The following is a 16016-nucleotide window of genomic DNA, read 5'->3' as shown; positions in this document are numbered from 1 at the left end:
TTACACTTTGTTATAAAGCCAAACACGTAATAACGAGATTAGCTGATCAATATCAACAGGTTTCGAGATGTAATCAGATGCCCCTGCGGCAATACATTTTTCCCTATCACCCATCATTGCTTTGGCAGTAACAGCCAAAACCGGTAATTGTTTATATGCAGGGATCTTTCTGATCTCTTTAGTGCTCTCATATCCATCCATCTCAGGCATCATCATATCCATTAGTACAATATCTATCAATGGGTTCTCTTTAAGCATCTGTAGGGCTTCTTTGCCATCAGTAGCAGCTAAAACTTTCATTTTATGCTGTTCCAATGCTTTTGTTAATGAGAATATGTTTCTCACATCATCATCAGCAATCAGAACTGTTTTGTTATTCAGTATCTCATATAGGCCTCCAAGTTTTTCAGATGCGTGTTTTTTATGCTTGCCATCCATTTCCTTCTCTTCTATAAGATGCAAGAACAATCCTGCTTCATCTAATATCCTTTGATAAGAATGGGCCGTTTTAACCACAATTGAGTCGGCATATTGTTTAATTCTACTCTCTTCACCCTTCGATAAGTTTTTGCCGGTAAAGATGATGATAGGCAAATTCTCCAGGCCTTCACTTTTCTTAATAGTTTCAAGTGTTTCATATGCGTTCTTATCTGGTATACCCATATCCAGAATCACACAATCCACTTCTTTTTCTTGTAATGCGCCAATCCCTTCCTTAACATTGTTAGCAACCTGCGTATTGATATTATAGTTACTTAAGAAATAACTTAAAGCTTGGGCATGCTGCTTATTTTCTTCCACAATAAGAACTTTTTTAGGCCCCTTAGTTAATGCCTGCTCAAGCTTTTGGAATATCTGCGCCATATGCTCAAGAGCTACAGGCTTATTTATAAAATCCACGGCGCCCTTTAACAAACTTTCTTTTTTTACCTCAAGCGACGACATGATATGAACAGGAATATGTCGGGTTTTAGGATTCGACTTTAACTCTTCCATTACCTGCCATCCATCTTTAACAGGAAGCTGAATGTCCAATAGAATAGCCAGTGGCTTGTAGTGATTGGCCAGTTCAATTCCAACATCACCCCTAACGGCTACAATCCCTTTATAATTTCTTTTTCGGGTAAATTTTAACAGCGTTTTCGCAAATGCAGTATCATCTTCTACAATTAGAATCACTTTATCGTCATCCTTAATATCGTTCCTGTCGTCCTCAACCTCTTGTGGAATATGCTCAACGGTAAACCTTTCCAGAACAACCTCTTTTTGCTTTTCAATAGGAGTAAAAGTATCCGTCTCCTCCACTTCTTCTTTTTTAACTGCAGCCAACCTATCTATGGGTAAAGAGAAGGTGAACTCACTACCTATATTTTCTTTGCTGGTAAGCTCAATTTCTCCCCCTAAAAGTTTCGCTAATTCCCTGCTTATGGAAAGACCTAGCCCTGTGCCCCCAAATCTTCTTCTGGTCGAACCATCAGCCTGTTGAAATGCTTCAAATATAAGCCCGAGTTTATCCCCCGGAATACCTATACCAGTATCCGTGACTTTAAACAAGGTAAACTTATTTGTATCGTCCCTTTTTACTGTTAATGATACCTTGCCGTGATTTGTGAATTTGATAGCATTAGACAGCAGGTTCTTTAAAATCTGTTCAAGTCGCATTTTATCCGTATTAATGATACCCTTGCTCTCCTCAACATCAATAACTAACTCAAGCCCTTTATTCTTGGCCAGTGGTTCAAACAAAGACCGCATATCAGTTACGACCTCATTAACACTAATATCATCGAACTCAAGTTTCATTTTCCCCGCCTCTATTTTGGAGAGGTCAAGTATTTCATCAATAAGCCCCAACAACCCTTGTCCTGAGCTTTGGATCACATCCGCATACTCCACATATTCCTTATCGAGCTCTTTGTTCTCCGACATTAACTTAGACAACAATAATATTGAGTTTAAAGGAGTGCGCAATTCGTGCGACATATTAGCAAGGAACTCAGATTTATACTTGGTACTTTGCTCCAATTGTTCTGCTTTCTGTTGTATATCCAGATTTCGCTCCTGTATGAGTTGATTCTTTTCTTCCAATAAGCTTGTTCTTTCCTCAAGTTCCTGATTACTTTGCAGTAATTCCTCCTGCTGCACCCTCAACTCTTCTTCAGAAGTTTGTATTTTTTGCGTCTGCGCTTCCAACTCGGCATTGAGTCCTTCCAGTTCACTATGCTGAGCCTGCAGCTCTTCGGCCTGAGCCTGCGTTTCCTCTAAAAGCTCCTGTAATTTCTTGCGGTTCTGGGCAACATGTACTGCAATTCCAATATTATGCGAAATACTATTAAAGAACTCTAGCTGCAGGGGTGTATAGGTACCTAATGAGCCAAGCTCCACTACCCCGATAGTCTCATTATGCCTAATCACAGGAAAAGTAACAATATTTCGTGGCTTGGTGGTACCTGTAGCATAGCTAATAGTCATTTCGCCTTCGGGAATGTCATTAATTAAAATTTGTTTCCCCAATTTAAATACTTGGCCGGCAACCCCCTCTCCGGCCCTCAACCTTTCCTTTTCCCTGTCCGCGGTCAGCGAATAACTTCCTGCAAGATGCAACTCCGAATCGTCTCCTGCCAGGTAAAAAGCTGCAACGGAGCTATTAGTATGTACTATAATATTCTCAAGAATATCATTAGCAAGGTCTTCTACGCTTTTTTCTCCAACCATTTTATCGTTAAGAGAGGCAATGCCCGATTGGAGCCATTCTTTATCGGCCAAAAGGGCAAAAGAATACTGAAGTGATTCAGCCATCGAGTTTAATGACCCCGCTAAACTACCCAGACCATCTTTTTGTTCAGCGTTCATCCGGATCTGGTAATCGCCATTAGAAATTTGAGCAGCAATACCTTGAATAACTTCTATCCTATTGTCCATCTCCTCATTCTTATCCTCCAGCTCTTTTTGTAATCGCCTTCTGGTATTAAAATCAGATGAAACTCTTTTATAGAAAATTACGGTAATTAAAATGGCAAAAAAAGCAGCTATAAGAATTAAAATTGGGGTATAGCCCGCCATTTTATTCATATTAGCAGTCCGATCATCAAGCAATCTCTTTTCTTCTGCCTGCATTCTTTTAATAACCGCTCTCGACTTATCCATGTACACCTTTCCGTCAAGTAATTGAGCCGTTGTAACGCTTTCGCCTTTACTCTTTAACACTATGGTTTTTTCAATAATACTTAACCGGTCATCAATAATCCCTTGTAATTCCTTCGCATTTTGCTGCTGAAAAGAATTGTCCTTTGTATCTGAGCTTATTTTACTTAAAAGATCAATTGCCGATTGTCTGGCACCGTTATACGGCTCTAAAAAAACCTTATCACCAGTCAACAAGTATCCTCTCTGTCCTGTTTCTGCATCTTTTAATGTCGAAATTACACCATCAAGATTCGTCATAACCTCATTGCTATGCGAAACCAGATCTGCGTTTTGAATCAGGTTCTTTATGCTAACAAAAGACGCAAGTGATGAAATAAAAAGGATCAACAGTGATAGCCCTAAGCCAATTCGTAAATTATTTCTTAAAGATTTTTCTTTCATAAATTAATGTCTTTTAATCCGTTTCAGTGCCAGAATTTACAGGTAAAATGAAATAAAATTCAGAACCCTCGCCAAGCGTACTTTTAACCCCAACTTCTCCACCATGCCGTTTTATGATTTCGGCAGAGATGAACAGTCCAATACCCAGTCCTTGAAAGTGTATAGAGGTTTCTTCAACCCTATAAAATTTATCGAACACAGACTTTTGTTGGTCCGGGGCAATCCCAATTCCAAAATCCCTTACCCCTACGTAAACCTTATCAGCAATTACATCTACATGAATGTGAATTTCATTCGTTCCAGGAGAGTATTTAATGGCATTTGTTAAAAAATTAATAATCACCTGTTCAATCCTCATTTCATCGGCATAAACTTCAATGCCCACTTTTCCTTTCCTAATGATGTTAAATTCAGGATTAGCCTGCCGGATAATGTCGATTACACTATCTAGCAGATCATCAATTGCAAAATCTTTTTTGTTAAACTTAAGCTTTCCACTTTCGATTTTTGATATATCCAATAAATCAGCAATCAGTTCATGAAGCTTCTCTAACTGGATTTGTGCTTTCTCAAGATGTTTTTTGACTGTCGGGATGTCTCCCTTTTCTACGCTTCTTCCAAGCAATTGCATATACCCTTTAACACTTGTCAAGGGCGTTTTTAATTCATGACTGGCGATGCTGATAAACTCATCCTTTTTACGCTCGGCTTGCTTTCTATACTCTATTTCATCAAGTAATGCCTTTTGAATTTCAATCAGCTTCCTGCTCTGCTCATAGATGCGGTAAAACGTTTTTACCTTTAAAAGCAAAATATCCATATCAACGGGCTTGGTAATATAATCGAGCCCCCCAGAGGAATAACCCCTGGTAATAAATTTTAGTTCTTTATTTACAGCAGATAAAAATATTATAGCCGTTTCTTTGGCTTTACTGTACCCTGAAATGGCTTCCGCAACTTCAAAGCCATCCATCCCAGGCATTTGCACATCCAAAATAATCAGGACATATTCATTTTTAAGAACTTTTTTTAAAGCTTCTTCACCTGAGGATGCAGTATCAACTTCAAAATTATGCCTTTCAAGAACCCTTTTTAAAGAGATAAGGTTCTCTGGCGTATCATCTACAATTAATATCATTATTAAAGGGGAATAAGCTTCTAAATAGCATTAGCAAAATAATTTGTATAATAGTTTTGTTCTAAAGTTATACAACTCTGGAGAATATTAAGCGTTTAAACTTATATATATATCAAAAAAATTGCAAAACTACAGGCTTATTTATAGTTGTTTTGAACTAAACGTATCCCCTTGATTAATGTCTCCAGTCTCAAACCCTTTTTTAAACCAGTACATTCTTTGCGCAGATGTACCATGAGTAAATGCATCCGGAACAACCTCTCCCTGAGCTTGTTTCTGTAGTTTATCATCACCTATTGCATTCGCCGCGTTTAAAGCTTCGTCAATATCTCCCTCTTCTAATTTAAAGTCTTTTAAGTTTTGAGCATGATGTGCCCACAAGCCGGCAAAAAAATCTGCCTGTAATTCCAGTTTAACAGACAACCGGTTGTACTCAACCTCACTTACCTGTCCTCTGGCCTTTTGCAATTTATCAGAAATGCCCAATAAATTCTGAACATGATGGCCTACCTCATGAGCAATTACATATGCTTGTGCAAAATCCCCGGCAGCGCCAAATCTGTCCTTTAAATCCTGATAAAAGGACAAGTCAATATATACTTTATGATCTCCTGGGCAATAGAATGGTCCAACCGCGGAGCTCGCATTGCCACAGGCTGACTGTACCATATTGGTAAACAAGACCATTCTTGGCTTCTCGTATTCCTGCCCCAGGCTTTGAAATTGCTGCTCCCAGACTTGATTTGTCGACTCAAGAACGCCATCCGCAAACTTACCTTCTGCATCAGTCGGGTCTCCTTGTTTACCCTCAGATTGCGTAACATTATTTACAGGCAACTGGCTAACCAGACCTGTTAAATCTTTTCCGAAGAGAAGACCTAGAACTACAATGATAATACCAACGCCACCACCAATGGTGCCGCCACTCATACCCCTTCTATCGTCGATATTACCACTTCCTTTTCCAAACCACTGCATAAAATTATTTTTTAATTTGATAAGACAAGAATCCGAGACAATTGTCATACCAAAATACAAAATAATTAGCTAAACGCAGTTAATGCATTCTTTATTCTTTGCACAGTTTCCACTGCACCTAAAGCAAGGGCTATATCAAATACTCCGGGCCCGAATTTACCACCGACAAGCATTATTCTAAGTGGAAGCATTAGCTCTCCCGGTTTAAATTGATGTGTTCCTGCTAATTCTTTAAATTTCTCTTCTAGCTCTAAAGCAGTAGCATTATCGGTTACCAATAAAGTATAGGCATCAAAAAATGCATCCTTCTCTGCTGTCCACTTTGGTTTTACCGCAGCCAGATCATACTCAGCAGGGGCCACAAAAAAGTAAGTAGCCTGTGTAACGAAGTCGCTCAGCAAATGACATCTGTCTTTAACCAAATCAATTACTTTCAGCAAGTAAGCATCGTCTTCAAGTACAATACCTTGATCCGCAAATGCTGCTTTTACTGTAGGTAATAATTTTTGGGCATCAGCATTTTTGATCCATTCATGGTTATACCATTTGGCTTTTTCGAAATCAAATTTTGCTCCGGCCTTGCTTATACGCTCAACCGAGAACTTATCAATTAATTCAGCTAAGGAAAACAATTCCTGATCTGTACCATCGTTCCAGCCCAGCATGGCCAATAAATTCACAAAAGCTTCGGGCATGAACCCAAGTTCTTTAAACCCTTTGGTTAAATCACCAGTCTTCGGATCAGTCCAGTTTTGTGCATAAACCGGAAAACCTAATCTGTCGCCGTCGCGCTTACTCAGTTTTCCATTGCCATCCGGTTTTAATATCAATGGCAAATGAATCCATTGTGGCATTATATCTTCCCACCCAAGGTAACGCCACAATAAAATATGTATTGGAGCAGACGGAAGCCATTCCTCTCCCCTAAAAATATGACTAATTTCCATTGCCTTATCATCAGCCACAACGGCTAAGTGATAAGTTGGCATGCCATCGGCCTTTAATAAAACTTTATCGTCAACTAAATTTGTATCAAAACTTACATGCCCTCTAATCAGGTCTGTAAACGAAACCAGTTCATCTTTAGGCATTTTAATACGCACAACATGCGGGGTGTTATTGGCTAAAAGTTCAGCTACCTCATTTTCGCTAAGCGTAAGTGAATTGCGCATTCCTTCGCGTGTTGCTAATCCGTAAGTAAAATTAGGAATCTCCTTACGTTTTGCATCCAGTTCTTCCGGAGTATCAAAAGCATAGTAAGCATAACCATCAGCAATTAACTGATCTGCATACTGTTTGTAGGTTGCTTTACGTTCACTTTGACGATACGGGCCAAATTCCCCGCCTTTCTGCGGGCTTTCATCTGGAGACATCCCACACCATTCCAAACAAGAAACAATGTATTCTTCTGCTCCCTCAACAAAACGTGTCTGATCGGTATCTTCAACACGCAAAACAAACGTTCCATTGTGTTTTTTAGCAAACAGATAATTAAACAAAGCGGTACGTACACCACCTAAATGCAGCCCTCCTGTCGGACTAGGGGCAAATCTTACTCTTACTTTCTTTTCCATAATAACACTGCAAAGATATATTTTTGTAATTTGCCTTTTTCATAATCTATGAATCCTTACGAGAAAAAACGACGATGGAAGTTCTTTTTGCTGTTCTTTGCCATTATTATTGGAGCAGCATCTGTGTTTTATAGCGACTTCTTTGTTAAAAAAATGGAGCGGGAGGAACAATTACAGCTTCAGCTTTATGTAAAAGTAACAGAGCAATCACTGGTCATGTACGATGATGACCGCTATACCAGCTTGATAGAACTCATCAGAACCAATACAAAGCTTCCGGTTATCATGACTGATTCCACAAAGATGGAAATCCTTAGTTTTCAGGGACTGGATTCAACTAAAACCAATTACGATCTTGAAAAAAAGGCAAACGTAACCTACGATCCTGCCTATTTCGCACGTGAACTAAGAACCATGAAAAAACAGCATCCACCAACTCCAATTACCGGGCTGGATGGCACACGATGGTGGATTTTCTATAAAGATTCGCCTACCCTAACACAGCTTCGTTACTTTCCTTATATACAATTAGGCGTAATTGCCCTATTCCTGCTTACAGCATATGTAGCTTTTAGTTCTGCTCGTAAGGCAGAGCAAGATCAAGTATGGGTGGGTATGGCTAAGGAAACCGCACATCAGCTGGGCACCCCTATATCTTCTCTCATGGCCTGGGTTGAGTTGATAAAATCGAGATTCGATGCCGAAGACGATCCGCTCATTGCCGAAATGGAAAACGATATTAAACGCCTCGAAGTAATTACCGACCGTTTTTCAAAAATAGGCTCCAAACCAATAGTAGAAGACCACGTGGTATACACCGTTATCTATAATTTTGTAGAGTACTTTAAATTGCGCACGTCAGACAAGATCATTTTTACCATTAGCGGCGATGAGCAGGTACGTGCATTATTGAACGTTCCATTATTTGATTGGGTAATAGAAAATTTACTTAAAAATGCGGCTAATGCCATCGAAAACGAGGGCACAATTACCATAAATATCATCGAAAATCTGACCAAAGAAGAGGTCCTTATTGATGTAACCGATACCGGAAAAGGAATTGCAAGGTCTAAATTTGATGCAGTTTTCCAACCCGGCTATACAACCCGAAAACGGGGATGGGGTTTAGGGCTATCTCTAACCAAACGTATTATCGAGAACTATCATAGCGGACAAATATTCGTTAAAGAATCTGAATTAGGTAAAGGCACAACATTTCGTATCGTTTTAAAAAGCAGTATAACTTATGAACCGACCTCAAACACATGAGTACCCCGCCTGGGCTGAAACATACATTAAGCTTGTAGGCGAAGATGTAGTTGAATTACTGGAAAAACAAGCCATCGAATTTCCAGATTTTATAAACTCGTTAATAGAAAAGGCAGATTACGCCTATGCTCCCGGAAAATGGACTATCAAAGAATTGATTGGTCATATCATTGATACCGAGCGTGTATTTGTATATCGGCTAATGTGCTTTGCCCGCGGAGAACAACATGCACTTCCGGGTTTTGAAGAAGATGACTATGTAGCAAACGCTCATTTTTCAGATAGAAGTTTATTGAGCCTTTCTGAAGAATTTGCGCATTTACGTAAGTCGAATCTTTATTTAATTAAGTCATTTACAGAAAAAGAGCTTAACAGAAGCGGAACTGCTTCTGAAAGGCAAATCACGGTAAGAGCCATCCTGTTTGTAATGGCCGGCCATATTATGCATCATGTTGGTATTATTAAAGAAAGGTACTTATGATCTGGTTTACAGAATTTTCACCGACAAAGCTAAATAACCAACCCAAAAATCATATGGGCGGCTTTTTGGATATACAGTTCACCGAGGTGGGTGAAGACTTTTTAACCGCAACCATGCCTGTTGACGAGCGGACACACCAACCTGCTGGGATTTTACATGGCGGGGCTTCTGTTGTGCTGGCCGAGACCCTGGGCAGTGTTGCCTCGTATATGTGTATTGATCCGGAAAAGTATGTAGCTGTGGGCTTAGAGATAAATGCAAATCACTTACGTCCTGTAAAAAGCGGACTCGTAACCGGAATTTGCAAGGCCTTGCACATTGGTGCAAAAACCCACGTATGGGAAATCAAGATTTATACCGACAAAGGCAAAATGAATTGTGTAAGCAGGCTTACTGTGGCAATCATCAATAAGCCTTAATTTTAGACTCCTCCATAATTCTTTTCTGAGATACAAACTACTTGTGATTTGTATTATTTAACCAATCACAGATAAATTATACACAGATAAAATAAATCAATATCTTTGCAACCTAAGTATTTTAACAATGACTGAACAAGAAAACAACAACAGTTTTGACTGGGTTTACTACATTTTAGGTATGTTTTTTGGAATTTTAACTGCCTTTATTATTTCCGGAAGTTTTGGGTATGCAATTCTTGGCGGTATCGTCGGCTTTATTTTTGGTGCCATTTTCTTAAACGGAATCGTTAAAGGCCGAGAATATTAAACTACGGTTTTCTTTACTACACCTTCTCCCTATGAAGAAAATAATGCTTTTTGCTCTGTTTGCAATATTTGCCGGCAATACAATGGCGCAGGATGTAAAATTCCCGGTTATTGATTCGAGCCCTGCCGATATTGCTTATTTCCCTTTAAATGTTGCGAAAGCAAAAGACGATTCTAAGCCATTAATCAAGGTTATCTATTCGCGCCCTTCAAAAAAAGGACGGGAAATTTTTGGTGTGCTTGAGCAATTTGGCAAAGTATGGCGTGTAGGTGCAAATGAATCAACAGAAATTAAATTCTATAAGCCCGTAGTTATTGCCGGCAAAAAGATAAAAGCTGGTTCTTATAGCTTATTTGCCATTCCAAATAAAGACAACTGGACACTTATCATCAATAAACAGACTGATAAATGGGGCCTTACCTATAATCAGGAAAAAGACCTGTTAAGAACTGATGTACCCACAAAAGCCTTAACCAGCACAGTTGAATCGTTGTGCATTACTTTTACGCAACAAGACAAGGGTGCTAATTTAATTATTGCCTGGGATAAGACTTTTGTTGAGCTTCCTATAGAGATAAAGTAGTTTTATTGAAGGCTTTTGCCTTTTTTTCTTCTCAAGATACTGTCGAAATAGATTAGCGCTATAACCACATCTATAAAAAGGAAAGCAGTTAAAAACCCGGGAGTTAAGGTTTTGTCAACAGCGCCGGTAAGGTCGATTTTAAGTTTAGGCAATTCATATGTAGCAGTGCTATTGGCTATTGCATATATAAAAACGCCAGCAATGAATGCCCCAAAAATAGCCGCTATTCCGTAAATAATTCGATTATCCACCCGTGTTTTTAGAGCTACAGGTTGCTTTTCAAGCTTTATCTGCTCCATTACATTACGAGTAAAAGACATTGACGGCTCTTCCATCTCCATGCCTTTCAGTAACCTGGTTAATTCTTCGTCTTTTAGTTCCATAACAATTCCTTTACCTCGTCTTTTAATAAAAATTCTAACCGCTCTTTCAGTCGCGCCCTTGCTCTGTGCAGCCTGATTTTAACTGTATTTGCCGGCATATTCATTGCCGTTGCAATTTCTTCTAAACTTTGTTCCCCCTTATAAAACAACGTAACTATCGCGATATCGTCATTAGAAAGCGTAGAAATTGCCTCATCTAAGTATCTGTTTGTAGATTTCCTTTCGGCCAGGTTATCACTCAAATCAGATTTATGTCCTTCCAGCTCCAGTTCATTTTCATTTCCGTGTATTGATTGCGTATCAATTCGCTTTTTGCGTAAAAAAGACATCGCTGTAGTATAAGTAATGGTATACAACCATGTCGAAAATTTTGACGTTTGCTTAAATGTCCCTAAAGCCTTGTATGCCTTTACAAAGCAATCCTGAGCTATTTCTTCCGCATCTTCCCTGTTTTTAGCAAAACGCACAGCAAGTGTAAATACAAAGCGCTGATGGCGTTTTACCAATTCCGAATAAGCGGAGGTATTACCCATCAGGACTTCTGCAATTAGGTCTTGATCTGTTTGCTGCTGCATATACAGCTATGACGCCAGCTCGTGCTTGCAGGTTACAGGAATTTAGTTAATTTTTCATTGACCCATCAATCTAATGGCTTCCAGCAAAGAATTTTAATCCCAGAATTGAGCCAATTAATGTTGCAATAAAAAAGATACGCCAGAAATTAGCCGGCTCCTGAAAATACAATATCCCAACTATTACCGTTCCTACCGCCCCTATACCTGTCCACACAGCGTATGCCGTTCCCATCGGTAAAGTTTGGGTGGCTTTATTTAAGAAGTAAAAACTTAACGAAATACAAACAGCAAAGGCCAAAGTCCATTTAAAGTTGGTAAAGTTATTGGATAGCTTTAAACAGGTGGTAAATCCAACCTCAAACAATCCGGCAATGATTAAAATAATCCAGCTCATAATTTTTTTTTCTACAAAATTAGGGCGAATTAACAGGCCATTTTTTTACAAATGTTAAAAAATGAATTTGCTATTTTATTTCTGCACGGATCCGGCTCAACGTAACCTGGGTAACGCCAAGATATGAAGCAATATACCCCAACTGGATTCTCTGGATTAAATTGGGCGAGTTTTTAAGCAATTCGGCATAACATTCTGATGCCGATTTAAATAATCTGGAGATATAGCGTTCCTCGAGCTTAATCAGCTCAAGCTCTGCCAGTTTTCTGCCCCAGTTTGCAAGGTCTATATTTTCTAAAAATAGGCGTTGTAAGGCTTCATCTTTAATTTCATAAAGAATACTGTTCTCTAACAATTCTATGCTCTCGTAACCCGGCTGTCTATTTATATAGCTGTTATAGGAAAACACAAAATCGCCTTCCAGGCCAAACCAAAAGGTGATCTGGTTATCCTTTCCTTCGCAATAAGCGCGTGCAATGCCTTGCTTTATAAAGTAAGCCGAGCGACCTATTTGTCCCGCTTCAACTAAAACCTTGTTTTTGGGCAACCCTATCTTATGCATTTCATCAAGCAAAAGCTTAAGGCTATCGGGCTTTAGAGGATAAATACTGTTTATTTTTTTTATAAGCTCATCCAATGTATTTCAAAATTTAGATAAAGATAAAATAACAAGGACAAACATTTTTTTAAAATCTGTGTAACCTGAAATATTTTGATGTAGTCATAGCACACAGAACACAGATTCAAAACAACAGAACATTTAAAATATAAAATAGAATAACATGGGACCAGAATTAGTATTTATATCGCTTTTTGTTTGCACAACAGCAATGGTTTTTGGCATAAGATATATGTCTAACAAAGAAAAAATGGCAATGATAGAGCGCGGAATAGATCCGGGAATTGCCCGATCAAGACAAAGTGCCCCTACTCCTTTTTTGAGTTTAAAATTTGGGTTGTTAATGGTTGGCTTAGGATTGGGCATACTAACTGCACTATTTTGCGTGCGGCAAGCAGGTATAGATGATGAAGAAGCTGTAGCAGTTTATTTTGGGTCAATCTTCATTTTTGGAGGCCTGGGGCTAATTGTATCTTATCTTGTTGAGAAAAAATRGCTCGATCAGCATAACGACTAAGTTTGCAATAAGATCGTTTTAAGAGCCTGTTCATATTTGACCAGGCTTTTTTGTTTTGCCGCAACTCTCTTTGTCGCAATCGTCATCCGCTGACTTTTGTCAACACAAAGTCAACATACAATGCCTCCATAAAATTAGATATAAATTAATCAATCGATTGATTAATTTTGCCTCACAATTTGATTACATGGAAAAAGCAGATAAGAGATCGAGTATTCTGGAAGCAGCTTCAAAGCTGTTTGCTGAATTAGGATATGAAGGAGCCTCAACCCGTCAGATTGCGAAAGAGGCAGGCGCAAATATGGCTATGATTAACTACTATTTTGGTTCAAAAGAAGGCGTTTTCGTTGAAATGATGAATAACCGGATACGGGGATTCAAAGATGAACTGAATAGCATCAGCAAAGACCGCCTATCGGGAATGGAAAAACTATTAAAAGTGGTTGATGGTTATGCCACACGCATACTTTGCAATMWSASWTYCYWTAAAWKGRTRMWTARANGAKNCNTGWYKWTWTYTCRRWSWCCTGAAATGTTCATCACCATAAAAAATGCACTGTCCGAAAATCTTTTGGTGATACAGCACATTATTGAAGAGGGAATTGAAGACGGAAGCTTCAGAAAAGTGGATGTAAAAATGCTTATCGCCACTGTAATGGGAACCATAAGCTATGTAGCCATCTCCCCTTCTAAAATAACATCCGGAACTACGCTGGACATCAACAACAAAGAAGACCGAAAAATCATCACGGATCGTTTAATTACCCATTTAAAGGATCTCATTACTATTTACCTAACACCCCAACAATGATACGCAACACGATTAAATTAAGCTTTGTCGCTTTTCTGCTCCCTGGAATGCTATATGCCCAAAACATAAAAAAGCTAAGCCTACAGGAAGCAATTGAATTAGGCATAAGTAACAGCAAGAATTTAAAACTATCACAAAGTAAAATTGATGAAGCTGTTTCTAAACTCGCATCAGTTAAAGACAATGCACTGCCTACCGCCAGTGCTTCATTTTTATACAACCATGCCGAGATCCCCACTAATAAATTAAGCATAGGTGGCGCAGATCCAATTAATTTACCCAACAGAGCAGATGCATTTATAGGAACTGCCGCGGTGGAACAATTAGTATACGGAGGGGGTAAATTGAAGTATGCAGAAGCATCAACAAAATTGCTAACTGATGTTGCCCGTCTGGATGCCGATAAAAACAAAGAAGAAGTTAGCTACGCAGTAATTAACACTTACTATTCGTTGTTTAAAGTATTGCAAAGCAAAAAAGTAGTGGCCCAGAATCTGGAATCTATTGCCGGACAATTAAAGCAATCACAACGCTTTTTTGAACAGGGAATAGTAACTAAAAACGACGTTTTAAGGTTTCAATTACAACAGGCCAATGTTTCGCTAACCGAAATGGAAATTGAAAACAACAGGAAAGTAATTAACTACAACCTGGATATTTTATTGGGCCTGGATGAAAACACGGATATAGAAATTGCTGATCCCGACAACGCTTTAAAGCCGGTTTCACCATTAACATCTTATATAGATTTGGCGTTATCTAACCGTCAGGAATTAAAGCAGGCAGATTTGCAGAACAAAGTTGCCGATATGAACATCAAATCTATTCAGGCAAATACAATACCTACCGTTGGTGTTGGTGCAAACTTGTATTACATTAATCCAAGCGGCAAATTCATTCCTCCAACCAACCAGTATATTGTGCCTATGACGCTCGGAGCCAATATTTCTTGGAATATCGGAAGCCTATGGACCAATAAAAACAAAGTTACAGAGGCCCGGATTCAACAGAAAAATGTAGGTATCCAAAAGGATATTTTATCTGATCAGGTAAAAACCGAGATCAACAAAAATTATCAGGATTATCAGCTCGCCTTAAACAAAATAAAAGTGCTTGAAACTTCTATCGCTCAGGCCACAGAAAACGACAATTTACTGGCTTCAAAATACAAAAACAATGTGGCCTCTGCCATCGACCGTATCGATGCGGAAACATTGCTTTATCAAGCAAAAATCAATTTAGAATTAGCTAAAGCAGATGCCGGACTGGCCTACTATACGCTATTAAAATCAACAGGAAAAATCGCCCAATAACTACCATAACAAATACAGCAATGACAACTGAAAAGAAAAAGAAAAACAAAGTTATACCGATCATATTAGGGGTATTAATTGTAATTGGAGCCATTTTTGGCACCAAAGAGTATATTTATTACAGCAAACACGTTGATACGGATGATGCGCAGATTGATGGAGACATTAGCCCGGTAGTTGCACGTGTTGGTGGTTATGTAAAGGAAATTAAATTTGAAGAAAACACGCTTGTAAAGGAGGGTGATGTGCTGGTTACGCTTGACGATAGCGATTACAAAGTAAAGCTTGAACAGGCTATGGCAGGACAAAAAGGAGCTAGTGCAGGTGTTGGCGTTTCTGAATCGCAAATTGCGGCAACTGCTGCCAATACGAGTACTGCAAGGGCTAATATTGAAGCGGCTAAGGTTAAATTATCATTAGCGCAAAAAGATTATGAACGCTACGCAAACCTGATTAAAGATGGCTCAATTACTCAACAGCAATTTGACCAGGCTAAAGCAGAAAAAGAATCGGCCCAGGCTGCCTTTAATGCTGCTAGCGACCAATACACCGCAGCCGTTAAGCAGGTGGGTACTACTAAGTCGCAGTTACTTGTTAGCAACACAGGTGTGAACCAGCAACAATCGGAAGTTGATTTTGCTAAATTACAGTTATCATATACCGACATTAAGTCTCCTGCTACAGGAATCGTTTCTAAAAAGAATGTTCAAAAAGGACAGCTGGTACAAGCCGGCCAGTCTTTGTTTTCAGTTGTAAATGAAAACAGCATTTATGTTACTGCAAACTTTAAAGAAACTCAACTTGAAGAAATTAATCCTGGACTGAAAGTTAAGGTTGAGGTTGATGCTTATYYWKAYGSKKATGTACAGGGTGAGGTTTACAATTTTGCTCCTATTACCGGCGCAAAAGGTTCTTTATTACCTCCTGACAATGCCACAGGTAACTTTGTAAAAGTAGTACAACGTGTACCCGTAAAAATAAAAATCACTAAAGCACCTAAAGAGATCATGGCAAAATTACGCCCTGGTATGAGTGTTAAGGTTTCTGTTTCTATAAAAGACTAA

At 38.9% G+C, this 16016-nt stretch carries 15 protein-coding genes and 2 pseudogenes; 9 read left to right on the top strand and 8 right to left on the bottom strand.

What is annotated here, in order from left to right:
- The 4 genes from N824_RS26900 to gltX form a co-directional block, all read right to left on the bottom strand.
- A complete protein-coding gene (locus N824_RS26900; RefSeq protein ID WP_048908181.1) occupies positions 1-3588 on the bottom strand; it encodes a response regulator in 3588 nt (1195 codons plus the stop codon).
- A 13-nt stretch (positions 3589-3601) separates the two neighbouring features.
- Positions 3602-4726 (bottom strand): hybrid sensor histidine kinase/response regulator, encoded by a 1125-nt coding sequence (locus N824_RS26895; RefSeq protein WP_048908180.1) that lies wholly within the window; start codon positions 4724-4726, stop codon positions 3602-3604.
- A gap of 141 nt (positions 4727-4867) precedes the next feature.
- Positions 4868-5704 (bottom strand): neutral zinc metallopeptidase, encoded by an 837-nt coding sequence (locus N824_RS26890; RefSeq protein WP_048908369.1) that lies wholly within the window; start codon positions 5702-5704, stop codon positions 4868-4870.
- 65 nt (positions 5705-5769) lie between these two features.
- The gene (gene gltX / locus N824_RS26885; RefSeq protein WP_048908179.1) at positions 5770-7278 is read right to left on the bottom strand and encodes a glutamate--tRNA ligase; all 1509 of its coding nucleotides are present in this window, start codon (positions 7276-7278) and stop codon (positions 5770-5772) included.
- 48 nt (positions 7279-7326) lie between these two features.
- Between gltX and N824_RS26880 the strand changes: the two genes are divergently transcribed.
- From N824_RS26880 to N824_RS26860, 5 genes are all read left to right on the top strand, one after another.
- Positions 7327-8547 carry a HAMP domain-containing sensor histidine kinase gene (locus N824_RS26880; protein WP_048908178.1) on the top strand — a complete coding sequence of 407 codons (1221 nt, stop codon included), beginning with the start codon at positions 7327-7329 and terminating at the stop codon, positions 8545-8547.
- Positions 8525-9028, top strand: a complete 504-nt coding sequence (locus N824_RS26875; RefSeq protein WP_048908177.1) for a DinB family protein — start codon at positions 8525-8527, stop codon at positions 9026-9028. The genes N824_RS26880 and N824_RS26875 overlap by 23 nt, the downstream gene beginning before the upstream one ends.
- Positions 9025-9447, top strand: coding sequence for a hotdog fold thioesterase (locus tag N824_RS26870; RefSeq protein ID WP_048908176.1), 423 nt, complete (start codon positions 9025-9027; stop codon positions 9445-9447). Before N824_RS26875 ends, N824_RS26870 begins: the two co-directional genes overlap by 4 nt.
- Positions 9448-9574: 127 nt before the next feature.
- Positions 9575-9757 (top strand): hypothetical protein, encoded by a 183-nt coding sequence (locus N824_RS26865; RefSeq protein WP_048908175.1) that lies wholly within the window; start codon positions 9575-9577, stop codon positions 9755-9757.
- 31 nt (positions 9758-9788) lie between these two features.
- Positions 9789-10340 (top strand): DUF2911 domain-containing protein, encoded by a 552-nt coding sequence (locus tag N824_RS26860; RefSeq protein WP_048908174.1) that lies wholly within the window; start codon positions 9789-9791, stop codon positions 10338-10340.
- A gap of 2 nt (positions 10341-10342) precedes the next feature.
- On the opposite strand, the gene N824_RS26855 is transcribed toward N824_RS26860, so the two are convergent.
- From N824_RS26855 to N824_RS26840, 4 genes are all read right to left on the bottom strand, one after another.
- The gene (locus N824_RS26855; protein ID WP_048908173.1) at positions 10343-10723 is read right to left on the bottom strand and encodes a hypothetical protein; all 381 of its coding nucleotides are present in this window, start codon (positions 10721-10723) and stop codon (positions 10343-10345) included.
- Positions 10714-11298 (bottom strand): RNA polymerase sigma factor, encoded by a 585-nt coding sequence (locus N824_RS26850; RefSeq protein WP_048908172.1) that lies wholly within the window; start codon positions 11296-11298, stop codon positions 10714-10716. The genes N824_RS26855 and N824_RS26850 overlap by 10 nt, the downstream gene beginning before the upstream one ends.
- A gap of 70 nt (positions 11299-11368) precedes the next feature.
- Positions 11369-11692: a multidrug efflux SMR transporter gene (locus N824_RS26845; RefSeq protein WP_048908171.1), complete on the bottom strand. Its 324-nt coding sequence runs from the start codon at positions 11690-11692 to the stop codon at positions 11369-11371.
- A gap of 70 nt (positions 11693-11762) precedes the next feature.
- Positions 11763-12329, bottom strand: a complete 567-nt coding sequence (locus tag N824_RS26840) for a Crp/Fnr family transcriptional regulator (RefSeq protein WP_048908170.1) — start codon at positions 12327-12329, stop codon at positions 11763-11765.
- A gap of 145 nt (positions 12330-12474) precedes the next feature.
- Here N824_RS26840 and N824_RS26835 point away from each other — a divergent pair, with 145 nt between their 5' ends.
- From N824_RS26835 to N824_RS26820, 4 genes and pseudogenes are all read left to right on the top strand, one after another.
- Positions 12475-12828 (top strand): DUF6249 domain-containing protein, encoded by a 354-nt coding sequence (locus tag N824_RS26835; protein WP_084498471.1) that lies wholly within the window; start codon positions 12475-12477, stop codon positions 12826-12828.
- Between the two features lie 187 nt (positions 12829-13015).
- A pseudogene (locus N824_RS26830) lies at positions 13016-13639 on the top strand (TetR/AcrR family transcriptional regulator).
- Entirely contained in the window at positions 13636-14952 is a 1317-nt protein-coding gene (locus N824_RS26825; protein ID WP_048908168.1) for a TolC family protein, read from the top strand. The pseudogene N824_RS26830 and the gene N824_RS26825 overlap by 4 nt, the downstream one beginning before the upstream one ends.
- A gap of 20 nt (positions 14953-14972) precedes the next feature.
- Positions 14973-16016, top strand: a pseudogene (locus N824_RS26820) (HlyD family secretion protein).

The organism is Pedobacter sp. V48 (genome assembly GCF_000523515.1).
Lineage (GTDB): Bacteria > Bacteroidota > Bacteroidia > Sphingobacteriales > Sphingobacteriaceae > Pedobacter.
Note: the sequence above shows the minus strand (reverse complement) of the source record. Positions and strands in the feature narration are given on the sequence as shown.